This is a genomic window from Paenibacillus sp. FSL R7-0345 (assembly GCF_038595055.1).
GTDB lineage: Bacteria > Bacillota > Bacilli > Paenibacillales > Paenibacillaceae > Paenibacillus_AQ.
In genome coordinates this window covers 1,487,291-1,513,651 of record NZ_CP152002.1, presented here as the reverse complement: position 1 = coordinate 1,513,651, position 26,361 = coordinate 1,487,291, and the positions used below count along the sequence as shown (strand labels likewise).

Sequence of the window (26,361 nt, the reverse complement as noted above, 5' to 3'; positions counted from 1 at the left end):
ACAAACCTCTCCTCTGATGTTCAGCTTTCTGTATAGGCCAGTTCATATAAGACTGCCGTAAGCAGATTGAGCCCGGCAGCCAGCTCATCCGGCGAAGAATACTCCTCCGGTGAATGGCTGATGCCTGCCCTGCTCGGCACAAAAATCATGGCCGTAGGGCAAATGGGAGCAAAGAGCTGGGCATCATGGCCTGCTCCGCTCACCATTCTGCGGAAGCTTTTTCCCTGCTGACGTGTTATATGCTCAAGTTGTTGATTTAATCCCGTGTCCATAGGCGCAGGAGCTGTAGCCAGGGTAGCCGTAAACTGCAAGGTAAGCCCCCGCTTTGCGGCAATCCCTTCAAACGCAGCGAGGAGGACGGAGCAAAAATGCTCCAGCGCCTCCGCTTCACTATGCCGGATATCAAGTGTAAACAGCACTTCCCCGGGTATCACATTGGGCGTGCCCGGCGCCGCCTTCAGCTTCCCGCAGGTAGCGACCAGCGGATCACCGGCTGCAATTGCCGCCTGCTCCATGGCCAGCAGCATCTCCGTAGCGCCGGCAAGCGCATCGCGGCGCAGCCCCATGGGTGTGGTGCCAGCGTGGTTCGTGCTGCCGGCTACCTTTACACTATACCGCCGCTGTCCGGCGATTGCCTCAACGATCCCGATCTCCAGGCCTGCCTGCTCCAGCACAATCCCCTGTTCGATATGCAGCTCGACAAATGCGCCGATATCCTCTCTGAGAGGGATAGCCCCCTCTGCACTGTCTGCTGCGGCTGCACTTCCGCAGTCCTCAGGGCCGCCCGCCAATCCGCAAGCCGCCATCGCTGAAGCGATTGTCACTCCTGCAGAATCGGCGCAGCTGTCCGCCTCGCTTCCGTTATACAGCCCGGTGACATTGCCCGAGCCCCAGTAGGCGAGCGGAAAACGGCTGCCCTCCTCCTCGCAGAAGGCGACGGCCTCTATTGTCCGCACCGGCTGTCCAAAGGTCTGCCGCAAATAATGCAGCGCAGTCACAGCAGCGGCAATCCCATAAGCACCATCATATTTCCCGCCGTTCAGCACAGTGTCAATATGCGAGCCCGTTAAGATGACTTTCTCTTCCGGCTTCGAGCCTGTAAATCTACCATAGACATTACCAACCCTGTCCGACCTGACCTCCATGCCGAGCCCAGCCATCCTCTCCTGCAGAAACTTCTGTGCCTGCAGCCATTCAGGCGTATACAGAAGCCGGGATACACCCGGTCCCGGAGCGCTGAAGCCGGCAAGCTCCTCCAGCAGCTCCATCATCTGTTGTGCAGGGACTTTCATTGCCGGCGCATTCATCGGGAAAACTGCCCTTCGTTGACCCGCAGCCACTCACCATTGCCTTCAAGCAGCAGGCCAGCTTCTGCAGTGTATACTACAGCTCCACGGCTAATCGTTGCCTTTACTTTACAGGATAAAGTCATGCCGGTATAAGGGCTGTGTTTATGGCGGTACAGGAGATCCTCTGGCTTCAGGGTGTAGGGATGGTTCGGGTCAAGCAGCACCAGGTCAGCATCCAGTCCGGGTGTGATTGAGCCTTTGCGGTGATCCAGCCCGAACCGCCGGGCCGGCTGCTCCGCCAGCAGCGCAGCAATCTGCGCAACCGGCAGTCCGCGCTTATTCACTCCTTCGTGGAACAGCAGCTCCAGACTGCTCTGCGCCCCGGAGATGCCGCCCCAGGCTTCGAAGAAGCTCAGGCCGGGATCGAGCTTCAGCTCCGGCGGGCAGGGGGAATGGTCGGAGGCAATCAGCTCAATTCGCCCGGCAGCCAGCACCTGCCACAGCTTTTCCTGCTCCTCCGGGCTGCGCAGCGGCGGTGCACATTTGGCCACCGCCCCCAGCTCCTCAAGGCTGTTCTCGTTCATAACGAGATAATGCGGACAGGTCTCCGCCGATACATCAAGCCCGCGGAGCTTCGCTTCATAAATCATATTAATTGCCGCTGCCGTGCTGATATGCACAAAATGCAGCCGGCAGCCCGTACGCTCACTGTACAGCAGCGCCCTCGCCACTGCTTCAAGCTCAGCCTCCGCCGGACGGGTAGCAGCGAAATCCCGCGCACCGGTCCGTCCGCTCCGCACCGCATCAGCAGACAGCGTTGCCGTAATCTCCTCGCTCTCTGCATGCAGTGCCAGAATACCGCCGAAAGCGGCGATCCGCTTCATCCCCTGATACAGGGTCTCGTCATCGACCTCACGGAACCGGCCTTCCCCTTCACCGCCGGGATTAGAGATGAATGCCTTAAAGCCGGTAACTCCGGCTGCCGCCAGCTCCTCCAGCTCATCCAGGTTGCCGGGAACGAGTCCGCCCCATAGGACATAATCGACGGCGGAGTTTCCGGCTGCCGCCTCGCCCTTGAGCTGCAGCGCAGCCAGATTCACCGTAGGCGGATTGCCGTTCAGCGGCATATCGGCATAGCAGGTGCAGCCTCCGGCGGCCAGCGCCGCCGAGCCGCTGCGGAAGCCTTCCCAGTGTCCGAAGGAGGGTTCATTAAAGTGGACATGCATATCAATCATGCCGGGCAGCACATACAGCCCCTGCGCATCGATGACCCGGGTGTCCGGAAGAACCGGCAAATCCCGGTCCAGCGCAGCTATTTTCCCATCCTTTACTGCAATGTCCAGCTTTACCACTTCTCCGGGCAGCACTACATCCCCGTTCCTGATGATAAGCTCATACGATTCCTTCATGGTCCAGCCACCTCCGCCATCGGTTCTGTTTATTGTGTCAGCTTCCCCGGTACGTGCTGTACCCTCCGGGTGCTACAAGCAGCGGAACATGATAATGCTCTGCGGTATTCGTAATATTGAAACGGAGCGGAATCTGTTCGAGAAAAAATACCCCCGGGTCTGCCGCAGCTGCTCCGGCACCAGACGCTGCCAGCGCAGTGCCGCGGAAATAATCCCCGGCCATAAACAGCAGCTCGTAGCTCCCGGGGGTAAGCTCCTCGCCAGTCAGCAGCGGAGCATCCAGCCGCCCGTCGCTGTTCGTCACCGTTTCGCGCAGCAGCTCTCCCGCCCCGCCGTCAAGCTTCCAGAGCTGGAGCGCCATCCCGGCTGCTGGACCTCCTCTTGCGAGGTCCAGCACATGGGTGGTCAGCCGCCCGCTCATAATGCTGACCCTTCAGGCTCCGGCAGCAGATCATGCAGCCGGAAGCCGGTGATCCGGCCAATTTCGTACAAGGCCTGCTCCCGCTCCTGTTCCAGCGGATGATGAACACGCTCGGAAATCGCCGCAATAATGTCATCTTTGTTTTTGCCGCGAACCGCCAGAATAAATGGAAAGCCAAACTTCTCTGTATATGCAGCATTCATTCCTGTAAGCAGTCCGAATTCTTCCGCTGTCAGCCGGTCAAGCCCTGCCCCCTGCTGCTCCGCCGCCGAGTATGGTGTGACCTGCAGCCTGGTGGCCAGATCCGGATGGGATCTAAGCAGCTCTGTAATCTGACTGTCAGGCACACTTCGCACCGTTTGCAGCATTGCACGGTGCAACTCCTCCACTGAATGAAACGGAATCTGCTGATAAGCCCTCTCCGCCACCCAGGGTGAATGTTCAAAAATTCCGCCAAGCGCCGCTACAAACTGTTCCCGGCTCATGCGGTTAATTTGCTCTAATGTTAAGGTACCTTTCTCTGCGCTCATACTTCCGCCCCGTTTCTGTAGTTTTAATAACTGTGCAATGATATTTCTCATATAACTTCAAGGGTAAAAAAAGTCCATTCACTGTATTCAACCGTTTAAAAGTTTGAACTACAATAAATGGATTTCAATGATTATAACAGATAATCAGGAAAAGCTTCTTTTATTAAAACCTCTGCTCGCGGATATACGGCGTACCCAATGCTTCGGGAGTCCCCGACGGCTTATTCCGGTTACGGTAACCGAGATACATCAGCACCAGAACCGTTACGACATAAGGAATCATTTTCAGGAAATACGGCGGAATTGCGCTGCCCAGCAGCTGGATGCGGAAGCCGAGTGAATCCAGTGCGCCGAAGAAGTATGCACAGAAAAGCGCGCGCAGCGGATTCCATCTAGCAAAAATGACGAGTCCGACGGCAATCCAGCCGCGGCCGGCCGTGAGCCCTTCATTCCAGGTCGGCGCATAGGCCAGCACCATATCTGCTCCCGCCAGACCGATCAGTGCAGCACCAGCTGTCACATAGCTGTAGCGGATCAGCTGGACCCGGATGCCCATGACATCCGCTGTCGCCGGATTATCGCCGACAGCCCGCAGATGCAGCCCCCAGGACGTATGGTGAATCAGCAGATGCAGCATGAGCACCAGCAGTAGGCTGAACCAGGTCAGATAATCCAGCCGTCCAAAAATATCCCCGATTACCGGAACACCTTCCAGCCAGCTTAGATTAAGCTTGGGTGAAGTTCCCGGCAGCGGCAGGCCGCTGATCGATTTGCCGAGATAAGCGCTTAGTCCGCTGCCGAACAGCGTCATGGCCAGTCCTGACATCGTCTGATTCGCCCGAAGCGTCACACAGAGGAACGAATGAACCAGACCAAGCAGTGCAGTCACAGCGATGGCAGCAAGCAGGGCCAGCAGCAGATTACCGCTGCGGATGTAGACGATACAAGTGCTTACGGCCCCCATCAGCATCAGACCTTCCGCGCCAAGCTGGATGATGCCTGCCCGTTCGGTCAGAATGCCGCCAAGCGTAGCCAGAAGCAGCGGGGTTCCGGCGGAAATGGCTGCTATCAATAACTGTGTAGTAAAATCCATAGTCTAACTCCCTTCTCTCTAAAGCGCCGCCTAAGCGCTCCGGCGTATACGAAAACGGTGGATCATATCGCCGGCAATCAGGAAGAACAGGATTGAGCCCTGCAGCATTTCTGAAATAGACGAAGGCAGGCCGATGGTCTGCACGCTGTAGCCGCCGACAATCAGGCCGCCGAACAGGACGGAGGTGACGATTAGGCCGAGCGGATTCAGCTTGGCAAGCCAGGCGACGATGATTGCAGTGTACCCGTAGCCGGGCGAGATTCCCTGCATCAGCTTGTGAGTCACCCCGGACACCTCGGCCATCCCGGCGATGCCCGCCAGCCCGCCGCTGATCAGCATTACGATGATAATATGCTTTTTAATATGAATGCCCGCATAACGCGCAGCCGCAGGATTGGCGCCGATCAGCTTCAGCTCATAGCCCCAGCGGGTGAATTTAACCATCAGGAAATAGATCAGCACGGCGACAAGGCCGAAGATCAGTCCGATATGTAATCTTGTCGTCCCCAGGACCGGCAGCGACTGGGCAGCCGTAAACATCGGAGAACCGGGGAAATTGAAGCCCGCGGGATCTTTCCACGGACCGAACACCACATAGTCCAGAGCAAGCAGCGCAACATAGTTCAGCATCAGAGAAGTGATCAGCTCATTGACACCAAAGTGCGTACGCGGAATGGCCGTCATTAAGCCCCATAGCGCCCCCGCCGCCGTACCGAAGATCAGCATCAGCGTAATCGCCCAGAAGGAAGACAGGCCGGGAAAATAAATCGTAACCGCCGTGGCCGCCATCGCGCCGACGGTCAGCTGCCCTTCAGCCCCGATGTTCCAGACGGAAATCCGGTAGGCGACAGCGATACCGAGCCCGCACAGCAGCAGAGGAATCGCTTTTACCATCGTTTCCGTAAAGCCGTAGGAGGTGCCGAAGGCGCCGCGGAACATCTTTTCATAGACGGTTACCGGGTTCATCCCGTTTGCGACTATAAAGAGCGCACAGAGCAGCAATGCCAGGATAACGGACAGAACCGGCGACCACCACGGGGAGCGGGTACGGCTTGAATCGTATTCCAGCCGCAGCCCGAAGCGTTTGCCGGGCTTGGCGGCTGGCGGTTCCAGCACCGCCGCTGCTGTATTGCCTGCATTTTTCGGACTCATACCGCACTCTCCTCCCTATGCCGGATTCCGGCCATCATCAGACCGATCTGCTCCCTGTCCGCATGCTCATGATCGCTTTCGCCGATAATGGCACCGTTATATATGACCAGAATCCGGTCTGACAGCTGCAGCAGCTCATCCAGATCCTCGGAGATCAGCAGCACACCACTGCCCGAGCCGCGCAGCTCCATCAGCAGCTCGTGTACTCCGGCTGTAGCACCCACATCCAGCCCCTGTGTCGGGTGAACGGCAACCATCAGCTTTGGCTTATGGCTGACCTCACGGGCGAACAGCAGCTTCTGCTGGTTCCCGCCGGATAATTGTTGCACAGGCGTATCCAGCTCCGGTGTTTTTACGTCAAAGCGCTGAACCAGCTCCTGCGACCATGATCGGTTCTTTGCAGCCTTCAGAATGCCAAATTTGGAATGCTCCTCTGTACGGTAAGATTTGAACAGCAGGTTATCCACCGAACCCAGCCGTCCGGCCAGCCCGCTCTTCATCCGGTTCTCCGGTACATGGGAGATTCCCGCATCGATGGCACCGCGGACCGAAGCCGTTTTTACCCGTTTGCCGTCAAAATGGATCTCCCCGCTCTTCCAGGCTCTAAGTCCTGTAAGTACCTCTGCCAGCTCTTTCTGCCCGTTGCCTGCCACACCTGCTACGCCGACAATTTCCCCCTCGCGCACTTTGAGCGACAGGCCGTCGAGCGCCTTGCGGCCGTGATCGGCCGAGACCTCCAAGCGGTTAACGACAAGCAGCGGCTCTCCTTGCGTTTCTTCCCGCTCCTGGCGGCTGATCGCGACCTCTCTGCCGACCATCAGGCGGGCCAGCTCCAGTTCATCCGTCCCTGCCGTAGCCAGCGTAGCAATCATCCGGCCCTTGCGCATGACGGAAATCCGGTCAGAGGAAGCCAACACTTCCTTCATTTTATGGGTAGTCATGATTACGGTCTTACCGGCTTGCTTCATCACCTTCAGGGTTTCAAACAGCTGTTCCGCTTCCCCCGGTGTAAGCACGGAGGTCGGCTCATCCAGAATGATAATATCCGCCCCCCTGTAAAGCGTCTTGACGATCTCTACCCGCTGCTGTTCACCTACGGACAGCTGCCAGATTGGACGGTCTACCGGAAACTTCAGCCCGAACTGCTCCCCCAGCGCCCCGATCTCCTCGTGCTTCTGCCTGATCCACTTGCTGCCCCGCCAGAAAGACGACTTTTCGCCAAGCACGATATTCTCCGCTGCCGTGAGACTCTGCACCAGTCTGAAGTTTTGAAATACCATCCCGACTCCCAGCAGTGCCGCATCCTTCGGGGAGCGGATTCTGGCCGGCTTGCCGTGAATCAGAATTTCACCTTCATCTGCACGGTATACACCGGACAGCATGCTCATGACCGTGCTTTTACCTGCTCCGTTCTCACCAAGCAGCGCGTGAACCTCACCCGCGTTTGCTGAAAAATCGACTTGATCGCTTGCCGTTACAGAACCGAATTTTTTCACAATCCCGCGCATTTCAACCGAATGGTCCTGCATATTGGGATGCTCCTTCCTTATAGTTGTAGTACGGGTGGGGAAGGCTCCATTCATCCGGAACCCGCCCCACCCATAGATACAAGAAGTATGATTTTAGAGTAAAGCTATTATTGCGGGATTGTACCTTCTACTCCCTTGGCAAGCCAGTTCATGCCCAGCACTTCCTCAAGCGTAAGCGTCTGCCCTTCCTGCACCTTGACGTTGCCCTGGTTATCGGAGATCGGACCAGTGAATACATCCAGCTCGCCGCTGACGATTTTGGCTTTTGCCTCCTCTACCAGCGCCTTCACATCATCCGGAACCTTGTTGCCAAACGGCGCCAGCTCAACCATGCCGTCAGCCATGTCTCCGGAGTACTGCTCACTCTTCCACGTTCCGTCCATTACCGATTGAACAGCCTTCACATAGTAAGGGCCCCAGTTCCATACAGGGTTGGTCAGATAGCTGTCCGGCGCATATTTGCTCATGTCAGAGTCATTGCCGCCTGCGTAAGCCCCGCGTTCAGCTGCTGCCTGAAGGGTAGCCGGTGAATCCTGATAAGCCAGCAGAACATCTGCACCTTTATCCAGCAGACTGATTGCCGCCTGGCGTTCTGTTGCCGGGTCATACCAGGTGTTGGTCCAGACCACATCTACCTTGATGTCCGGATTGACACTTTGTGCACCGAGTGTAAAAGCATTCAGATTATAGATAACTTCGCTGATTGGAAAAGCTCCTACATAACCAAGATGATTTTTCGTAGTCATTTTGCCTGCAGCGATACCGGACAGATAACTTGCCTGATAGTTCTTACCGAAGTAGGTACCCATATTCTCAGCCGTCTTGTAGCCGGAAGCATGGAGGAATTTCACGTTGGGGAATTTATTAGCTACATTGAGAGTAAAGTCCATATATCCGAAGCTTGTGGTGAATACAATGTCGTGGGTTTGTGCCAGCTCAGTAATAATGCGCTCCGCATCGGCACTTTCCGGAACATTCTCGACGAAGTCCGCTGTAATGCCGAGCTCTTTTTCCATGTACAGACGGCCTTGATCATGCTGATACGTATATCCGCCGTCACCCGGAGGCCCGATGTAGACAAAAGCAACCGTCGGCTTCTCTGCTGCCGCTGGCGCCTCTGTTGCCGTTCCCGCATTAGCCGCTGCCGGCGCCTCTGTTGCAGCTGTATTCGTAGCCGCCGCATTGTTGTTGCTTCCGCAGCCCGCCAGCACTACCGACAGCAGCACCATCAGCATTAAGCCTACCGTAAATCCCTGACCCCTTTTTTTCATAATTCTCCTCCTCCAGGATATCTCTCTTAATGGCTAAACCACTAATGTATCTCTACTATACTGAGCCGGAGCATTTACGTAAATTTACATAACATACGTTTGTGTTATATAATAAGAAGTTCGGTGCTTTTTGTGCCTCATGCACTAAACTGCAAGAAATTAAATTTAAAATATGTGATATTTACTCACATTCATCTGATATTACGCCGTTTGATGTCAGTTTTCCCTGCGAACACTCCACTCTGTAGAGGCTTCATCATAATCAAACCGCGCAGCAGTATCCATAAAAATGCCCGCAGGTCCAGGCTCCAGCACAACCCCTTTATAATCCGAAGACCGCAGAATTCCCGCTGTCCCTTCTTCCTCGTCCAATCCTTGCAATACGGTAAACATCTTTCTGGAAAAGAGCGCCGGCGGCATGGCCAGCCCTTCAGCCGTACCAGCCACATAATCAAGCTCCGGATTCCGCACATACATGTCCTTCAGCCGGTTCACAAGCGACGCTGTAACAAAAGGCTGGTCAGCAATCGCCACCACCACAGCATCAGGCTGCAAGGGCAGAATGGCATTCAGTCCGCAGCGCAAGGAAAAAGACAGGCCCAGATGAGCGGTCAGGCAGGTTTCAGTCCGTCTTGCGCCCGGTTCAGTGGCAGGCGGCAACCATTCCAGATTATCATCCGCCCTGACAACCACGATCAGCGGATCAAGTGCGCAGCGTTCAAGCTCACGGACCACCAGACTTTCCAGCGGGACCTGTTGAGACAGTTTCAGCGGCACTTTGGGTGCTCCCGCCCGTCTGGCCGTCCCTGCTGCCAGGTAAATACCGGCTACTTTCATTGTTCCCGCTCCTTCCGGCAGCGCCTTGCGCCTGCCTTTTTTGTTATGAATTTACTGTGCAGCTTTATTCGCGCTCCAGCATTTTGCGGAACACAAACACCAGCTTGAGTCTCATCAGATCATTGATTTTTTTAAAATCGACATCCAGCAGCTCACTGAGCTTCTCGATCCGGTAAGTGGCTGTGTTGCGGTGGATGAACAGTTTTTTGGCTGTTTCGTTGACATGCCCATCGTTCTCCAGATAGACCTCCAGCGTGTGTAGCATTTCCTTGACATATTCCGGCTCCCGGCTCAGCAGCCCGCGCAGATTGCCGCTAATATACTTGGTCATTTGATCTGCCGGAATCTGGCCAAGCAAAAGGTTCAGCTCCAGCTGCCGGTAATGCACCACATTCCCGAATGCCCCCCAGTGCAGGGCCGTCAGCATACATTCCTTCACCTCGGCAAAGGCTTCCTTCAGTCCTTCCGGCTTCACTTTGACACTACTAGCAGCAGCACGCGGATAATATCCTTTATCAAGCTTCACATTATGAAAACATTCGTTAATCAGCTCACGGAACTGCTCTGCACTATGGCCGTTTGCCGGAAACAGTGACACAAGCCCTTCATCCATCAGGACATGCATGGCATTCAGTTCGCGCAGCGCAGGATGTTCCGCATACTCCTCCTTCAGCCGGAGCAGCTCCAGCTGCCGTTCTTCCCCGCCCGCAGCTGTATCCGTAAGCAGCAGCTGAAAAGGCGCATGCAGCAGCTTGACCTCCAGCCTCAGTGCAGCCTGGGACAGCTCACTGCAGGACAGCCCTCCGCTCAGGCAGCGGCGGAGCAGGGCGCTGAACTCCCGGTGCTCAGCCAGCTCAAAATAATCCTCATAACCCGAATGAATATGAAACGAAATCAGCTCAGCCCCCTGGATAAACAGGCACTCTTCCACAGGCAGCAGAAGCGGGTCAACCGGGCAGTATAAAAGATAGCCAGAGCACTTTTCCCCCTGCATCAAAGGCAGACGCAGACCCGTTCTGTCACCGATCCGGAAGCGCTGGCTGCGGTTCTGCCAGGGCCAGCCTTCCAGCAGCTGGCGGCCGCCATATTCTGAATTATTGTAGACCACGTCTCCCCTGGCGCTTACAACTGCAAGCTTATAACCGATCACCTCTGATACGGATTCGAACAGCGGGCCGCTGCGCCCCGAGCGCAGCGCAAAGCGCATCAGTTTGCGCTGCTTTTCCATAATTCCCTGCAGCATACTGGTGCTGCGCGACAGCTCGGCGCGAAATAGCCCGTTCATCTGATCCGAAAAGGTAAACTGAAACGGCAGCTCAATCAGCGGAAAGTTCAGCGTCTCCGCTTCAGCAATCAGCTCCTCCGGCACGGTATCCCAGAAACGGCCCAGCTTGATCCCCAGCGCCGACGAGCCGCGCCGGTTCAGCGTCTGCAGCAGAGCAGAGGCATCCTCCAGACTGTCCTTAATCAGATAAGCAGTCGTTAACAGCATTTCGCCCTCTTTTATCCAGTCCGAGATATCCGGCGCATCCATCACATTGATCGACTTCACAATTCTGTGTTTGCCCCTGGCCCCCGCGATAAGCCTCGCTTCGGATAAAGGATAAATGGACAACGCTTCTTCAACAGTAAGATGCATGCCACCCCTCCTTAAATAAATACGTTTATAAATGATCGTCTCTTATGTTACTTTATGTAACATTATAGATAAAATAACCCCTATTGGAAAGAGTAAAGTGAAAATACCACGAGAATATGTTAAGTATATTGACGTAAGTCACATAATTTTAACGAATCGGATTGAGTCTGGAGAAATAAGGAGAGGCACGGTGTGCCTTGCGGGTACATCCGGGATTAATCGTTCTCTAATTTCAATAGAGAAAATGGCGTACAGAATCAGCGGAGAAGGAGAACAGACAGCCGGATTAATGCAACAGCACGGCTCACTGGCAGGTAACTAATTGGGTAGTTGGGGTAACGAGGTGGTTGGATGATATTGGCCAGGTCTTTTTACGTGGTTATGTGTCAAGTGTAGTGAACAAACATGGAAACAGTAGACTGCGTGGAGTTATTCGCAAAACAAAAGGTACTCTCTTAAAATAAGAAATCAGAATAACTGCACTCTGTACATCTACAATCCCCGAATTTCCCTCCTTTGCTCCAGGTTACGCTGATAGCTCTCCCATTCAGTTCATTCTGACTCTGACAGGCTGGAAGGTAGTGTCAGCACACTACCTTCCGCATCTTGTTTCCGCTGAGCCGGATGCCGGACAGGCTGTAACCAAATCACGTTAACCGCTTAGTCCGATACCCGCACGGCTATATTCCGACCCTTGCTCACTTTCCTATACCACATGCCGGATAAGCTTCAGCCCACTGCGTGCGGGCTGGCCAGCTAACAGACAGCATGGGCATTATTCGCCCAGGCGCCAAACCCGCGCGATCCAGGAGAGCAGACGGAGATCCTGCCCGGGTCCGCCGATAACGGACAGGCCTATCGGCAAACCTTCCGGCCCCTCCACCGGCAGGGTGATCTGCGGCAGGCCGGCAAGGCCGGCAATACAGCTCAGCATCATGGCACCGCTGCGGTTACGCTCCAGCTGCTGCAGATCTCCGCCCAGCAGCGGGGCCGGCCCCGGTACAGTCGGGATGACCAGGCAGCAGTCATCCCGGAGCAGCTGCCGCAGCCGGCCGGCAATTTCCTGCCGCAGCGCAGCTGCCCTGCTATGTTCTTGCCCGGCAAGGCTTGCCGCCCAAGTGAAGCGGGCCGATATATCCGGCCCGAAGACCGGCTGCTCCTCGCCGATCCACGCGCCATGGGTCGCCCAGATCTCGGACGCCTGCAGCTCCCTGAACACATCCATCCATGTTTTCAGGCCTTCAGCTGAAATCACATTCTCCACTGTCTCGTCGGCTGCAGCCCGCAGCCGGTTCAGCCCCTGCCTCAGACAGACGGTAATATCCGGATCTGCAAGCGCCCAGCAGTCCGCAGGGAGATACAGCCTGGTCATTCCGCCATCAGCATCAGTACGGCCTAAGTCAGAACCAGAGCCAGATCCGAATCCGGGCAGATGGATGACATCCTTCCCTACACCAGCATCTAGCAGCACTCTACCCACCCTCAGCAGCAGCTCTGGACTGTCCGTCATCCAACCTACCGTATCGAATCCGGGGGCCAGCGGAATAACTCCCTCCATGGAGACAGCCCCGTGTGTTGGACGAAAGCCGTATACTCCGCAATAAGCCGAAGGAACGCGGACCGAACCACCTGTGTCCGTTCCAAGTGCAAAGTCGACTGCACCTGAGGCTACCGCCACCGCTGAGCCGCTGGATGAACCGCCGGGAATCCGTCCAGTGCCGCGCGGATTCACAGGCGTACCGTAATGGTAGTTCTCGCCTCCCAGACTGTACATCAGCTCATCCGTATGAGCCGCTCCGCGCAAAGACGCTCCCGCGGCCAGAAGTTTGTCAACAGCAGCCGCATGTGCCGCCGCAGGTTCGTGGCTGCGCAGCCAGGCAGGATTCCCGGCGGAAGAGCGGTGCCCGGCCACTGCGAAGACATCTTTTACCGCGAACCGTAAGCCCTTCAGTTCGCCCTGCTGCAAGCCGGCTACCTCCAGCTCCGGTGCAATAAATGCGCCATAATTGTTACTAAGGATCATCTCTCCCACTTCCTTCCTGTTAGCTACCACCCGATCGCCGCCCCGTCACAGCGCGGATCTGTGCCGCCGCTGCGGAGACCGCCTGCACCTATTGCAATGGCATGGGCGTGGCCCATGATACCGTCAAAAGCTGCCGCCGTCCGCACCAGATGTCCGGCCCCCGCCAGCGCATCAAGTACCTGCTGCCCTGCACGCTGCTCCACCCTCAGCTCCTGGGTGGGATCTCCCCAGGTTCTGCCCCATACGAACCTCGGGGCACTCACCGCCTCCAGCGGATTCATGCCGTAATGCAGCATCCTAGTCAGCAGCAATGTCTGCGTCTGCGGCTGCCCTTCCCCGCCCTGCGTTCCGTACAGATAGGCAGGCTTGCCGTCCCGGCACGCCATCGCCGGCATAAGCGTATGAAAAGTACGCTTGTGCGGTTCCAGCCTATTGATATGCAGCGGGTCCAGCGAGAAGAAAGAGCCCCGGTTCTGCAGCAGAATACCCGTATCCCCGGCAACAGCCCCAGATCCGAATTCAAAATAAAGGCTTTGAATGAATGACACTGCATTTCCTTCACCGTCCACCACTGCAGCGTAAGCGGTATCCCGGCCGACCGGTTCGCTGCAAATCGCCGCCGCACGGCTCATGGAGATGGAAGCTGCCAGCTGCTGCGCATATCCCTTATCCAGCAGCCGGTCCAGCGGCACCGGAGCGAATGCCGGATCGGTCAGCACCTGATCCCGGTCACGGAAGCTCAGCTTCAGCGCCTCCACCAGCAGGTGATAGTACTCATAGGATCCTTGCTCAATGCCGCTGAAATCAAAGCGCTCCAGTATATTGAGCGCCATCAGTGCCGCAAAGCCCTGCGAGTTCGGCGGCGCCTGATAGACGCTGTAGCCGTGATACTCTGTCGAGACGGGCTCCGTCCACTCCCCGTGATGATCGGCAAAATCATCCCAGGTCAGATACCCGCCCGCAATACGCATATAATCGCTTATATCCTGCGCAATCTGCCCCTTATAGAAGGCGTCGCGTCCGCCCGACGCCAGAGCACGCAGCGTCCCGGCCAGCTGCGGCTGCACAAACCTGGCCCCGGCGGCCGGAGCCGCCCCGCCGGGCAGGTACACCGCCGCCGCTTCCGGGCTCAGCGCGGCTCCGGCAAGCAAGCTGCCCCCGTGCTGGTCCGGGGACAGCGGAAACCCCGCGGAGGCGCAGCTGATCGCCGGCTCCAGCACCTCCGCGAAGGCCAGGCGGCCGTATTCGCCCTGGACCGCCGCCCAGCTGTCCGCCATTCCGGGCACCGTAATGGCGCTGCGTACTCCACGCCGGGGAATATTCGCTTCCCCGGCATACAGTTCCCGGCGGACGCCATAGCCGGACCGTCCGCTGCCGTTATAGGCCCGTACGCGCCCTTCGCCTGCGCTGTACGTGAGCCAAAAAGCATCGCCGCCCAGCCCTGTCATGTGCGGATAAACCACTGCCAGCGCTGCGCTGACCGCTACCGCCGCATCAAAAGCATTCCCCCCCTTGTGCAGGATCTCCGCTCCGGCGGCAGACGCCAGATAATGAGGGCTGACCACCATTGTTTTTGTACCAGTCACCGGCTGTGTCGTCATGCGCCATCCCCCTCTACAGTTCGCTTTAAGTTACCGTCATTTAACCGTACGGCAAATTCTCCTGTCAATGAGCTCACAGCAAACTCAAATCCAAATCACAAATTTTTGTATACGGTGCACAAAGATTCAGCCAAACAGGATTATTGCTGTAGTTGACTGCCACCGCCTGGTATAGAATGTTCCAAAACCATATTTCTTTCAGCGGAGACAGCCGGGAAAGAGTAAATGCATTACCTGGCCACTGTCCGTCTGCTATACATACATCTTTTAGGAGGAGTCCTGTGAAAAAAGCCAATAATGATTATGTGCAGCTTGCCGTCGCCATGTGTAGAACGGGAATACTCGGCTACGGCGGAGGTCCCTCCGTCATTCCGCTGATCCGGCATGATGCCGTTACCCGGTACGCCTGGCTGAGCGATGATGAATTCGGGGAGACGCTGGCCATCGCCAATGCCCTTCCCGGCCCGATCGCCACCAAAATGGCAGCCTATCTCGGATACAAGCTCAAAGGTGTCCGCGGTGCGCTGCTCTCTGTATTGGCTCATATTTTACCCAGCTGTATTGCGATGATTGCCTTGCTCTCTGCCGTCAGCTACTTAAGCGGCTCGAAGACAGTAGCTGGTATGATTGCTGCGGTTTCACCTGTAATCGCGGTTATGCTAGGGATGATGGCGTACGAATTCGCTCAAAAAGCGTTCAAAGGACTGGGGAAGTGGATCGGGGCTGCCTTTTTGCTGCTTGCGCTGGTACTGCTGGAAGTGCTGCATTTGCATCCGGCCATAGTGATTGTGCTTTTTCTAGGTTATGGAACGGTACATTACCGGGTCCTCGCGAAGAAGAACAACAAGGGAGGGGCTGCCTAAATGGAATGGCTCGAACTGATATACGGTTTTTTTATGGCTAATCTGCTGGGCTACGGCGGCGGCCCCTCCTCCATCCCGCTGATGTACGAGGAAATTGTCCCGCATTTCGGCTGGCTTACCGACGAGCAGTTTTCCAACATGCTGGCGCTGGGGAATGCCTTACCCGGCCCGATCGCCACCAAAATCGCTGCCTTTGTAGGTTACGATGTATTTGGCTGGGCTGGTGTAATTCTTGCGCTGCTGGCTACGGTTCTCCCTTCGGCTGCTGCCCTGATCATCCTGCTCCGGGTTATGCAGAAATACAAGCAGTCGCCTGTCGTAAAAGGCATGACGCTGCTTGTACAGCCGGTTATCGCGGTTATGATGACTGTGCTTACCATTACAATGGCCCGGAGCCCGGCGGAAGCCATCGGGATCTGGCAGACACTGATTATCGCCGCTATTGCTTTTGCCGCAATGAAGTGGCTGAAGCTGCATCCCGCGCTGGTGATCGTGGCCGCTTTTGCCTATGGAGCGTTCGTGCTTCCGTATACCGTCTAATCCCGTTTATTTCAAAATATACTGGGACAGCACCGCCTGTACTTCATAAATATTGACCGATTTATTGAACGTCTTTTTCAGCGGCAGCGTACTGCTCGATACATACAGGCACAGCTCCGCATCCAGATCAAAGTGGCCTGCCGTTTCCACCGAATAATGGGAGATGCTTTTATAGGGAATGGAGTGATACTGTGTCTTCTTGCCGGTCACACCTTGTTTATCGACGAGAATCAGCCGCTTATCGGTAAAAATAAACATATCTCTGATCAGTTTGTACGCCCGTTCAATTTTTTCACCCGGAGCCAGAATTTGTGCATACTCGCGCTGTACATCGGCAAGTTCCACCTGCGACGCGTTCCCCAGAAGACCGTTAAAAATCGTCATACCCCCGCCTCTTTTCTCCAATAAATTCAGGCAGCCGTCCCTGCCCTTTTACATCCTACTTGTGCCGCTAAAAATATATGATTGCGGTTGCCCGGCTTTTTTCTCTTGCATCTTCCGGAGATATTGGTTAAACTAACCTTAAATTTGTAAAAGAGGAGGTGTGGGGAATGGATCACAATGTGACTAATAGTGTTAACAGCCGGCTGATTACTATCATGTCTGGCATCGTTCATGTAAATGCCAACAACGGGAGAAGTCTGTCCATTTACAAGAACTCAATAACACTACACAATTGTGAAATGCCTTTCCAGCCACACTTCAACGGATAAGCTATACTACCGGAGAACGTTCAGGGCCGCGGGGAAATTTCCTCGCGGTCTTTTTGTGTCCATTTTCAGTGCTCCATCCGGGAGAACAGCGGCGGCAGGCATTATATAAAGGAGAATACCTATGATTATCTCATGCCAAAATGTCCAGAAATACCACGGGGCCCAGCTTGTTCTGAGCGACATCACCTTCGATATCCGCCAAGGCGAAAAAATCGGCCTGATCGGCCGCAACGGCTGCGGCAAAACAACCCTCTTCCGCCTGCTGAGCGGTGAAGAACGCGCGGATCAGGGCCAGATTTCTATCCGCCGGGGCAGCGTAGTCGGCCTCCTTGCCCAAATTCAGGAGGCCGGCACCGGAGAAACGGTATATGCCGTGCTCCAGCGCAGCTTCGCTGAGTCTCTCGCCTGGCAGAGCCGCCTGCGGGAGCTGGAGCAGCAGATGTCCAGCCTTGACGCCGGGACGGATGAAGCGGCCTGGAACAGGCTGCTCAAGGAGTATGGCGTCCTGCAGGAGAAATTCGAAGCAGCCGGCGGGTATGAAATCGATGCCTCCATTCAGCGCGTTGCCTCAGGGCTCGGCATCGCCGCCGCCCAATATGACCGTGAATTCACCTCCCTCTCCGGCGGGGAGAAAACCAAGGTCGGACTGGCCGAGCTGCTGCTGCGCCGCCCGGATGTTCTGCTGCTCGATGAGCCGACCAACCACCTGGATATGGGAGCCATCGAATGGCTGGAGCAATATCTTCTGGCCTACGAAGGCACTGTGCTGGCGATTTCGCATGACCGCTATTTTCTGGATGCCGTAGTCAAAAAGGTAGTCGAGATTGAAGACGGTGAAGCCATCACCTATCACACCAACTACAGCGGCTATCAGGTGGAGAAGGAAGCCCGGCTGCTCCAGCAGTTCGCCGATTACCAGGAGCAGCAGAAGAAGATTAAGCAGATGCAGGAAAGCATCAAGCGCCTGATTGAATGGGGCAACCGCTCCAATCCGCCTAACCCTTCCTTCCACCGCCGGGCTGCTTCGATGCAGAAGGCGCTGGACCGGATGGTCAAGATCAAACGTCCGATTCTGGAGCGCAAAGCAATAGATCTGCAACTGCAGCAGGAGGACCGGACCGGCAATCAGGCTGTTATCCTCGACCGGATCAGCAAAAGCTACGGCAGCCGTACCCTATTCACAGGTGCCAGTGACATTCTGAGATACGGCGAAACGGCCGCCCTGATCGGCGGCAACGGTGCCGGCAAGAGCACGCTGCTGCGGATGATCCTCGGCCAGGAGACACCGGACAGCGGCAGCTGTACGCTCGGCTCGCGGGCGGCCGTCGGTTATCTTGCCCAGGAGGCTGTGCCCGAGGACGGCAAGCTGTCCGTGCTCCGCTACTTCCGCGAGGAAGTGGGCATGGAGGAAGGCGAGGCCCGCGGACAGCTGGCACGCTTCCTCTTCTACGGCGGCGATGTCTTCAAAACCGTCGCCAATCTGTCCGGCGGAGAATGGACGCGGCTGCGCTTCGCGGTGCTGATGCACCGCCGGCCGAACCTGCTTATCCTGGATGAGCCGACCAACCACCTGGACATCGACTCCAGGGAAGCGCTGGAAGAGGCTCTCGAGGAATTCCAGGGTACGGTACTGGCTGTTTCCCATGACCGCTATTTCATTAACCGCTGCTTCGGCAAGCTCTGGTTGATTGAAGACGGCCGGTTCCATGCCTTTAACGGAAACTACGAGTATTACAAGGAGAAGCAGGCGGAGCGTGCTGCTGCCTCCAGCCTGCCTGCCGCTAACGGCAGCCAACCTGCCGGCAAGAGCAGTCCCCAGTACAACGCTCCGGTCTCTGCAAGCAGCGCAGCTTCCTCCCGTAAGCCGCGTTCAACCACCGCCTGGGAGCAGGAAATATCCGCTGCAGAGGAGCGGATCGGCCGGATTGACGCTGAAATGCTGGACCCTGCTATCGCCAGTGATGCCGTGAAGCTGGCTGACCTGCAGCTTACCCGTGACACGGAGCAGGCCGGCCTGGATGAGCTCTATGCAGCCTGGATGAGCGATGCGGAGCAGTAATACCGGCAGAAATCTTTTGACCGCTAATTAATAAAAAGATAAAGGTGAGTGTAATGACCGAAAACACAGCAATATCAGAATATTGGAAGACTTACGTAGAGGAGCACCCTGAGGCCGCGGATAAATACGACAGCGCCTGGGCTTTCGGCGACAGCCCGAGGCTTGCGGATCAGCTTCTGGAGCTGGTGCTGCAGGGAATCAAGACAGGGACCGCCTCCAATAAGACAGTGTATGAACAACAGGGCATCAGCCTGCCCTTCACCGGGGGATATTCCATTCTGCTGGATGGAGCAGGCGCGCCGCGGGCGATTATTGAAACCACCCGTATCGAGACCGTCCCCTTCAATGAAGTTACAGCAGAGTTCGCCTATTCCGAGGGCGAGGATGACCGCTCACTGGAGTCGTGGCGCTATGAGCACGAGGTTTATTTTACAAGAGAATTCCAGCGTTACGGCATGTCGTTCGATCCGGCAATGCCGGTCGTATGCGAGAACTTCCGTGTAGTGCATGTGAAGCCGCTCCCCTAGACAGCAACCAAAGAGGCTGTGCTCCTTCACCAGGGGCGCAGCCTCTTTTATTCATGATTCGTATGTACTCAGGACTGCTTAATACCGAATGCAATCCACCGTCCATCAATGTCCTCTATCACGAAGTCACGGTTACCGTAATCCGTATCGGTTAATTTGCGGATGAACTTTACGCCTGCAGCCTCGAGCGCATCCTGCAGCGCGTCCTGATTTCGGGTAATGAAGTAAGCATCATATCCGTAACCGTACAGCTCCCGGTTAGGGATAACCGGACGTCCGCCGGAATCCGTTAGAATAATCTCAGTGGAATCCCGGTACAGGCAGATATGGGGTTCCTGTGTATCCAAATAGGATATTGCCCGGAATCCCAGCTTTTGTTCATAATAAGCGGATGTTTCTATAATATCCGGAGTTCCAAAGATACTATGCGATTCCAGTAATATGTTGTTCATAACCAATCTCCTTCATCCTAAATATCAGCCTGTCAACCGCTTCTCTAATTCTTCAGAGGTCCATTCTGAAATGCAATTCAAAAAGGCCGCTTCTTCTCTAAGAGGCAGCCTTCATTCCTATAAGTCTTATAAGTTTATTTGGAGTGCCTATTATTTAAAGTAATAATTACCGCCATATCCCCATGATCCAGCCGATTACCGAGATCCATAAGGGAATGCTGATCAGAACACCCCATACCAGTCCGGCAGCGATATTGCCCTCGGCAGGACGTGCCGCAGTATCCTGTTTAAGCGGAAGTCTTAACTCTTCTTGTTCCATTGCGATCCCCTCCTAAAATATCTTATCGTCACAGTAGAGGAAAAAATGTAGACCGCCTGGCCTAAAAAGGTAGAATTTCCGCAACTAATTTTTAGATACAAAGGCTCAGCGGCTTACTTTGTAACTGCTTTCATAATAATTATTAACCAATTTTTGTCTAATAAAACTTATAATAGCCCTGCACTACATTATATGCGCAGAATTAGTCTAATATGACTGGCTTTTCGGGATTTTTTAAGAATTCGAACATGGTCCTGATCTGCTCTGCGGTGTTCCGTTCCTGCGACAGCTCAGGCAGCTCATCCTCAGCAAAGAAGCCTGCCCCGAACGTCTCCACGCCTCCCGCCGCTTCCCCGCCCGTAATCCGGCACAAAATAAAAAATTTATAGACATGATACGGCTCCGGCGGATGATCATGAAATTTTTTGTCCAGCACCGCCAGCAGCCGCACCGCTTCCGCCTCATACCCCGACTCTTCGGCAATCTCCTTAACCGCTACTTCACTCGGCGACAGACCGATATCCCCCCAGCCCCCGGGTAACGCCCAATTCCCGTCCAGCTTTTCCCGGACCAGCAGAATCTTATTGTCCTTAAAAATCACCCCGCGGATATCCACCTTGGGCGTACAGTATCCCTCATCCGTAGCAAAAGCGAGCCGGATCTTCTCCTTGCTCTCATAGGTATAGTTCGCCAGAATATCTACACTCAGCTCACGCAGCGTCTGGTAACGTTCAATGTCGTAGACATCCTTCGCATAGGCAAGCCCGGTCTGGGCAATGGCTTGAATCTCCTTGGCCCAGGTTAACCATTTCTCTTCCATAGCTGGTACCTCCACTCCAAAGATAGGATATGGTGACGGGTCACCTTTATACGCACAGCATCAAATGACGGGAAAAAGCCCCTTTGCGGGCTACACAACGGTCGATAATCTCGAATCCGGCCTTGCTGATCATCTCATCCATCGCCTCAATCGCCACAATGACAACCCGGTCAGAAATTCTGCGGGCGTTGACGAGAATGTCGAACTGCTCCTCAGGTGTAATACTGGAGTACAGATTATAAGGCATGTCCACAATGGCTGCATCATAATGCTCCGTAATATCTGCGATATCACCTAAGGTAACCGGGGCGTCGAAGCCGAAATGGGCAATGTTGGTCCGCGCTCCCTGGGCGATAAACGGATTGATGTCCCGGCCGACGATATCGATTCCCATGGATAGCGCTTCGATCATAACCGTCCCGATACCGCAGCAGGGATCAATGGCCCGGATACCGTCCGGCTGCGGTACAGCCATGTTAACTGCAGCGCGGGCAACCCTTGTGCTAAGGGCAATCGAATAGCTGCGCGGCTTCTTGATCTGGCGGAACCAGGTCGCATTATTTTTGTGGTAGGTTCCAAAATACCAGCGGCCGCCCAGGGTTACGATGCCGTATACCAGCTCCGGACGGTTGACGTCCGCCTCGCCTTCAATCCGCAGGCCGATTTCCCGCTCAATCACTCTGCGTTCGTTGTATTCTATTTTTTGCTCAGGCGGCAGATCGTTGGTCTTCACAAAAATAACCTTAAACGTCTTCCCGTTCAGCTCAACCTGCTCCGTCTGATCATAAATCTCCGGCAGGCTGTCGCCTGTGTACATGACCTCGATCATTTCCTTGATGAACGGGCTGCGGCTGGGCTCAACCCAGATTCCGCTCCCGAAAATCCCCTGCGGAATATTCTTACCGAACAGGCAGCGCAGCTCCATCCCGCATAAATCCTGCTCGTCCCCTGAGCACGCATACGTATAAATATAAGCAGGATCTGCTTCCTGCCGGTTCAATTGCCCTTCCTGTTCCTTGCCTGGTTCCATGTTTACTGACACTGTCACTTCCGCTCCTGTCTGCTCATAAGTCAGTTAAGTCTAGCATGGTTATGGGGCGTAATCAATAACTGCAGGACTGCTTTGATTCCGGGAGCTTCTTCAGTATAATGAAGGCATTACACTGCCAAACCAGCCGGTGGTCAATTAACGGCCCGGTTTGAGGTTTTAAGCTTTACCTGACGGTTATGCGCAGCGAAACTCCAAGGAGGTACATATCCCTTATGTCCTATGAACAATATTTTCAGGCTGAGCGTGAAGCCCAGCTGGCTGAACTGAAGCAATGGCTGTCCATTCCAAGTATTTCTGCTCTTTCCGCACACAAGGAGGATGTTCAATCCGCCGCTGCCTGGCTGACTGAAACCCTGAAGCGCGCCGGACTGGAGAACATCGAGATCCACCCTACGGCAGGTCATCCCGTTGTTTATGCGGACTACCTGCATGCTCCCGGTAAACCGACAGTTCTGGTTTACGGCCACTATGATGTACAGCCTGTTGATCCGCTGAATCTCTGGACAACCCCTCCGTTTGAGCCGGAGATCCGTGACGGCAAGCTCTATGCACGCGGAGCAACCGACGATAAGGGCCAGGTGTTCATGCACATCAAGGCAATTGAAGCCATTCTCAAGCAGGAAGGCACTCTCCCTGTTAACATCAAGCTCTGCATCGAAGGCGAAGAAGAAATCGGCAGCGTGAACCTGCCTCCGTTCCTGGAAGCCAACCAGGACAAGCTGGCGGCTGACGCTGTGCTTGTCTCCGATACAGCGCTGCTGGAACGCGGACGCCCGGCGATCTGTACCGGACTGCGCGGTCTCTGCTCCATGGAGGTCACTGTTCACACGGCTTCAACGGATCTGCACTCCGGCTCATACGGCGGCGGTGTCCCTAATGCGCTTCATGCTCTGGTGTCCCTGCTCAGCTCCCTGCATGATGAACAGGGGCGTGTAGCTGTGGAAGGCTTCTATCAGGGGGTGCCTGAGCTGTCTGCGCTGCTGCGCGAGGAATTCGCCAAGCAGGGCGTGAACGAAGAGAAGATCAGAGCATCCCTCGGTCTGGAGCAGCTCTACGGTGAAGAAGGCTACAGCTTTGTTGAGCGTGTAGGCGCCCGTCCGACCCTTGAGCTTAACGGCGTCTACGGCGGATTCCAGGGCGAAGGCAGCAAGACTGTCATTCCGAAGGAAGCCCATGCCAAAATCACCTGCCGCCTCGTAGGCGACCAGGACCCGCAGCATATCCTTGATGCTGTGGAAGCGCACCTGAAGGCTAACATCCAGAAAGGCGCTACCGTAAAGGTGAAGCAGATGGAAAAAGCGCGCGCCTTCAATATTGATCCGTCCGATCCGATTCTGCAGACCGCAGCAGATGCTTTTGGCAAAGTCTACGGTACACGCGCCCTCTTCACCAAAGACGGCGGCTCGATTCCGATCATGGAGAGCTTCTCCCGTATCCTGAAGGCACCGGTTGTCCTAATGGGCTTTGGCCTGGATGACGAGAACCTGCATGCTCCGGATGAGCACTTCAACCTGGAGAACTTTGACAAGGGCCTGCTGACCATTGTCGAGTTTCTGAAGACCGTCTAATCCGGTCTGACACACCAATAAAGCCAGGGTCTCCGCCAACCGCGCGGAAACCCTGGCTTATTATTTTTTGGAACTACAGTACAAATGCCTTGGAGATGATAACCAGCAGAATAAACAGGACCAGAATTGCAGCAGTAGATGTCATACCGCCAAATCCTCCGCCATAACCTGCAACGTTCTCGCTCATGGATTCCTTCCTCCTTTGCAAGTGGGTACAGCTTAAGATATGCCTGGGGGCTCTGCATTGACTGGGTTAATATACAGTGTTATTTATTCCACTCTATAGGCGCAAAATGGACGCAAAAAAACCCTTGCAGGGCAAGGGTTTGAAAATGTCATATTGGAGCGGGTGATGGGAATCGAACCCACGCTATCAGCTTGGAAGGCTGAAGTTCTACCATTGAACTACACCCGCGAGGATACAAAAAATATTGTATCATTCCACAGAATAAAATGCAACCCTTTGGCTTTTGCATTTTACATTTACATCGGCAGGCCGAGCAAAGGCTTCAGGAAAGACGCTTCAAATTCTGCTGCTTTGATGGGTTTGCTGAACAGATAGCCTTGAGCCTCATGACAATGCTGCTGACGCAAAAATTGCAGCTGTTCCTTGTTCTCCACGCCCTCTGCCGTTACCTTCAGCTTCAGGTGATGAGCCATGGACGTAATCGTAGAAACAATCGCCGCATTATTGCTGTCTTCCATCACATCAGAAACGAAGGAACGGTCAATCTTCAGCCGGTCAATCGGCATATTTTTCAGATAATGCAGCGAGCTGTAGCCAGTGCCGAAGTCGTCGATGCTGATGAACACCCCCAGCCGCTTCAGCCGGTTAAGCTGGTCAAATGCTGTCTCTTTATCCAAAGTCATGCTTTCCGTGATCTCCAGATCAACATAACGCGGATCTAGTCCGATCTCCTGCAGAAGGGCATCTATTCTGCCTGCGAGGTTCGGCTGCAAAAATTGGCGCATGGACAAGTTAATGGATACGCAGATGTGACGGTATCCCTTCAGTTGCCAGTCTCTATTCTGCTTGCAGGCTGTTCTAAGCACCCAATCGCCGATCGGCACAATCAGTCCGCTCTCCTCAGCAATGGGTATAAATTCTACAGGAGACACGTTTCCCCGTTTGGGATGCTCCCAGCGCAGCAGTGCCTCCATGCCGACAATCTCTTCTGTCTCAAGCAGTACCTGAGGCTGATAGACGAGATAGAACTCATCCCGCTCCAGCGCCCGGCGCAGGTCATTCTCCAGCTTCAGACGCTCTTTGGCTTTCATCTGCATGGACGGGATATAGCGCCGGATATCAACATTCTGTTCTTTGGCATTATGTACAGCTGTATCTGCATTCTGAATCAGCTGCTCTGCTGTATTACCATCTCCTGGATAAATGCTCATGCCCAGGCTTAACGAAATATGATACTCCCCCGATTCCAGCTGAACCGGTGTTTCAAACAGCTGCAGCAGCTTGGATGCGCGGACCAGGCAGCTCTCTACTCCTGTCCGTTCTGTCATCAGGAACGCAAACTCATCCGCTCCCATGCTGAACAGCTCCTCATGCAGTTTTACCTCATCCTGAATCCGCTGGGCCACGTGCTGCAGCAGAAGATCACCGGCATTATGCCCCAGGGAGTCATTGATATTTTTGAAGTGGTTAATGTTCATGATGGCCACCGCCGAGAAACCGCCGTTCCCTTTTGCTTTTACACTATGGGCCATCATCTCTTCCACACGCTGCATCAGCCGCCGCCGGTTGGGCAACCCTGTCAGATCATCATGATAAGCCAGATAGTTAATTCTTGCTTCAGCCTGCTGATTCTCATGGAACGGTTCTTCGATCGTCAGCCGGTAGACTCCGGTCAGCATCAGATAATAAGCGACCCCGCTGCTGAGCATGCCAAAAAGATTATCCATCTCCCCAACACTGAGCAGGTTCATGAAAAAGACCTGGGCCAGTGCGAAAAAGATTAAAGCACGGATAATAATAAGCAGCGAAGCGGATTTTTCAATTCGTCCGGGATAGACGATCATTCCGACACTAAGCAGATAGATAAACAGCACCGCCATATCGATCAGATGTTTGACGGTGCTCAGCCAGGAGTAGGTCTGCAAGCCCGGTGTAAGGACATCGCTAAAGACCAGCACCAGCAGCGAGACCGCGATAACAGCAAGCGCCACGCCGAACACCTTTTTCTTGCCTCTTATAGATACCGGTTCGTCTTCCTTGCTGAAAATAAACAATATGCCGCATGCGCTGACCAGACGCGAGAAGGTTAACAGCCATAGGGACTGGTCCGGACTGATGATCGAGGAGATCGCCGGAACGCCCACAAAGCTCAGGGTGTGTAAAAAATCAAAGATGCAGACGCCTAAAAAGAGCGCGGAGATATACAATCTGGATTTGGATAATGTATCGGAGAAAAACAGGCTGCCCTGGGCAAATATCGCAAAACCGAAAGCTATATTACAGCAGCCGATTATAAGGTAGAGCGCCAGCATGACATCCTGATTCTCAATCTGGCTAAGCGGATTCCGGAAAATCTGGATCAGAAGGAACAGCACCGTCCCTATAACTGCCGCCTGAATAGTCTTTCTCTCTTCTTGTCTCATAAGTCCCTCGCGTCTGAAATGATATCTATGATTAGTATGAATGTC

24 protein-coding genes and 1 tRNA gene are annotated in these 26,361 nt (G+C 54.7%); 5 read left to right on the top strand and 20 right to left on the bottom strand.

Going from position 1 to position 26,361, the window contains the following annotated elements:
- Positions 1-20: 20 nt before the first annotated feature.
- The 12 genes from NST84_RS06550 to ggt all read right to left on the bottom strand — a co-directional run bounded on the left by NST84_RS06550 (position 21) and on the right by ggt (position 14,794).
- Entirely contained in the window at positions 21-1,292 is a 1,272-nt protein-coding gene (locus NST84_RS06550; protein ID WP_342564810.1) for a Zn-dependent hydrolase, read from the bottom strand.
- Positions 1,293-1,303: 11 nt separating this feature from the next.
- Positions 1,304-2,698: an allantoinase gene (locus NST84_RS06545; protein WP_342564809.1), complete on the bottom strand. Its 1,395-nt coding sequence runs from the start codon at positions 2,696-2,698 to the stop codon at positions 1,304-1,306.
- A 37-nt stretch (positions 2,699-2,735) separates the two neighbouring features.
- Positions 2,736-3,119, bottom strand: a complete 384-nt coding sequence (uraH, locus tag NST84_RS06540) for a hydroxyisourate hydrolase (RefSeq protein WP_342564808.1) — start codon at positions 3,117-3,119, stop codon at positions 2,736-2,738.
- A complete protein-coding gene (gene uraD / locus NST84_RS06535) occupies positions 3,116-3,604 on the bottom strand; it encodes a 2-oxo-4-hydroxy-4-carboxy-5-ureidoimidazoline decarboxylase (RefSeq protein ID WP_342564807.1) in 489 nt (162 codons plus the stop codon). Before uraD ends, uraH begins: the two co-directional genes overlap by 4 nt.
- 208 nt (positions 3,605-3,812) lie before the next feature.
- Positions 3,813-4,742 (bottom strand): ABC transporter permease, encoded by a 930-nt coding sequence (locus tag NST84_RS06530; RefSeq protein ID WP_342564806.1) that lies wholly within the window; start codon positions 4,740-4,742, stop codon positions 3,813-3,815.
- A gap of 30 nt (positions 4,743-4,772) precedes the next feature.
- Positions 4,773-5,894, bottom strand: a complete 1,122-nt coding sequence (locus tag NST84_RS06525; RefSeq protein ID WP_342564805.1) for an ABC transporter permease — start codon at positions 5,892-5,894, stop codon at positions 4,773-4,775.
- Positions 5,891-7,423 carry an ABC transporter ATP-binding protein gene (locus tag NST84_RS06520; RefSeq protein WP_342564804.1) on the bottom strand — a complete coding sequence of 511 codons (1,533 nt, stop codon included), beginning with the start codon at positions 7,421-7,423 and terminating at the stop codon, positions 5,891-5,893. The genes NST84_RS06525 and NST84_RS06520 overlap by 4 nt, the downstream gene beginning before the upstream one ends.
- Before the next feature lie 107 nt (positions 7,424-7,530).
- Positions 7,531-8,694, bottom strand: a complete 1,164-nt coding sequence (locus tag NST84_RS06515) for a BMP family ABC transporter substrate-binding protein (RefSeq protein WP_342564803.1) — start codon at positions 8,692-8,694, stop codon at positions 7,531-7,533.
- Positions 8,695-8,910: 216 nt separating this feature from the next.
- Positions 8,911-9,531 carry an NTP transferase domain-containing protein gene (locus tag NST84_RS06510; protein WP_342564802.1) on the bottom strand — a complete coding sequence of 207 codons (621 nt, stop codon included), beginning with the start codon at positions 9,529-9,531 and terminating at the stop codon, positions 8,911-8,913.
- Positions 9,532-9,595: 64 nt separating this feature from the next.
- Positions 9,596-11,170, bottom strand: a complete 1,575-nt coding sequence (locus NST84_RS06505) for a PucR family transcriptional regulator (protein WP_342564801.1) — start codon at positions 11,168-11,170, stop codon at positions 9,596-9,598.
- 775 nt (positions 11,171-11,945) lie between these two features.
- Positions 11,946-13,193, bottom strand: coding sequence for an amidase family protein (locus NST84_RS06500; protein ID WP_342564800.1), 1,248 nt, complete (start codon positions 13,191-13,193; stop codon positions 11,946-11,948).
- 23 nt (positions 13,194-13,216) lie between these two features.
- Positions 13,217-14,794: a gamma-glutamyltransferase gene (ggt, locus tag NST84_RS06495; RefSeq protein ID WP_342564799.1), complete on the bottom strand. Its 1,578-nt coding sequence runs from the start codon at positions 14,792-14,794 to the stop codon at positions 13,217-13,219.
- A gap of 281 nt (positions 14,795-15,075) precedes the next feature.
- On the opposite strand from ggt, the gene NST84_RS06490 reads away from it, so the two are divergent.
- Positions 15,076-15,657, top strand: a complete 582-nt coding sequence (locus NST84_RS06490; RefSeq protein ID WP_342564798.1) for a chromate transporter — start codon at positions 15,076-15,078, stop codon at positions 15,655-15,657.
- On the top strand, positions 15,658-16,197 hold the full coding sequence (locus tag NST84_RS06485; protein WP_342564797.1) for a chromate transporter: 540 nt from the start codon (positions 15,658-15,660) through the stop codon (positions 16,195-16,197).
- A gap of 6 nt (positions 16,198-16,203) precedes the next feature.
- Here the strand turns inward: NST84_RS06485 and NST84_RS06480 are convergent, their stop codons facing one another.
- Complete coding sequence (locus tag NST84_RS06480; RefSeq protein WP_342564796.1) at positions 16,204-16,581, bottom strand: PH domain-containing protein; 378 nt, start codon at positions 16,579-16,581, stop codon at positions 16,204-16,206.
- 450 nt (positions 16,582-17,031) lie between these two features.
- Here NST84_RS06480 and abc-f point away from each other — a divergent pair, with 450 nt between their 5' ends.
- Both abc-f and NST84_RS06470 read left to right on the top strand, forming a co-directional pair.
- Entirely contained in the window at positions 17,032-18,969 is a 1,938-nt protein-coding gene (gene abc-f, locus NST84_RS06475) for an ABC-F type ribosomal protection protein (RefSeq protein ID WP_342564795.1), read from the top strand.
- Positions 18,970-19,022: 53 nt separating this feature from the next.
- Positions 19,023-19,496 carry an ASCH domain-containing protein gene (locus NST84_RS06470; protein WP_342564794.1) on the top strand — a complete coding sequence of 158 codons (474 nt, stop codon included), beginning with the start codon at positions 19,023-19,025 and terminating at the stop codon, positions 19,494-19,496.
- 68 nt (positions 19,497-19,564) lie between these two features.
- Here the strand turns inward: NST84_RS06470 and NST84_RS06465 are convergent, their stop codons facing one another.
- The 4 genes from NST84_RS06465 to NST84_RS06450 form a co-directional block, all read right to left on the bottom strand.
- Positions 19,565-19,948, bottom strand: a complete 384-nt coding sequence (locus NST84_RS06465) for a VOC family protein (protein ID WP_342564793.1) — start codon at positions 19,946-19,948, stop codon at positions 19,565-19,567.
- A 166-nt stretch (positions 19,949-20,114) separates the two neighbouring features.
- Positions 20,115-20,267 carry a hypothetical protein gene (locus tag NST84_RS06460; RefSeq protein ID WP_167336671.1) on the bottom strand — a complete coding sequence of 51 codons (153 nt, stop codon included), beginning with the start codon at positions 20,265-20,267 and terminating at the stop codon, positions 20,115-20,117.
- 202 nt (positions 20,268-20,469) lie between these two features.
- A complete protein-coding gene (locus NST84_RS06455) occupies positions 20,470-21,087 on the bottom strand; it encodes an NUDIX hydrolase (RefSeq protein WP_342564792.1) in 618 nt (205 codons plus the stop codon).
- A gap of 46 nt (positions 21,088-21,133) precedes the next feature.
- Positions 21,134-22,117, bottom strand: coding sequence for an RNA methyltransferase (locus NST84_RS06450; protein ID WP_342566363.1), 984 nt, complete (start codon positions 22,115-22,117; stop codon positions 21,134-21,136).
- Between the two features lie 233 nt (positions 22,118-22,350).
- Here NST84_RS06450 and NST84_RS06445 point away from each other — a divergent pair, with 233 nt between their 5' ends.
- Positions 22,351-23,706 carry a dipeptidase gene (locus tag NST84_RS06445; RefSeq protein WP_342564791.1) on the top strand — a complete coding sequence of 452 codons (1,356 nt, stop codon included), beginning with the start codon at positions 22,351-22,353 and terminating at the stop codon, positions 23,704-23,706.
- 73 nt (positions 23,707-23,779) lie between these two features.
- Here NST84_RS06445 and NST84_RS06440 read toward each other — a convergent pair whose 3' ends face one another.
- The 3 genes from NST84_RS06440 to NST84_RS06430 all read right to left on the bottom strand — a co-directional run bounded on the left by NST84_RS06440 (position 23,780) and on the right by NST84_RS06430 (position 26,316).
- Positions 23,780-23,893 (bottom strand): YjcZ family sporulation protein, encoded by a 114-nt coding sequence (locus tag NST84_RS06440; RefSeq protein WP_209443652.1) that lies wholly within the window; start codon positions 23,891-23,893, stop codon positions 23,780-23,782.
- A 154-nt stretch (positions 23,894-24,047) separates the two neighbouring features.
- Positions 24,048-24,121: transfer RNA gene (locus NST84_RS06435), tRNA-Gly, on the bottom strand.
- A gap of 68 nt (positions 24,122-24,189) precedes the next feature.
- Positions 24,190-26,316 (bottom strand): EAL domain-containing protein, encoded by a 2,127-nt coding sequence (locus tag NST84_RS06430; RefSeq protein ID WP_342564790.1) that lies wholly within the window; start codon positions 26,314-26,316, stop codon positions 24,190-24,192.
- Between the last annotated feature and the right edge of the window lie 45 nt (positions 26,317-26,361).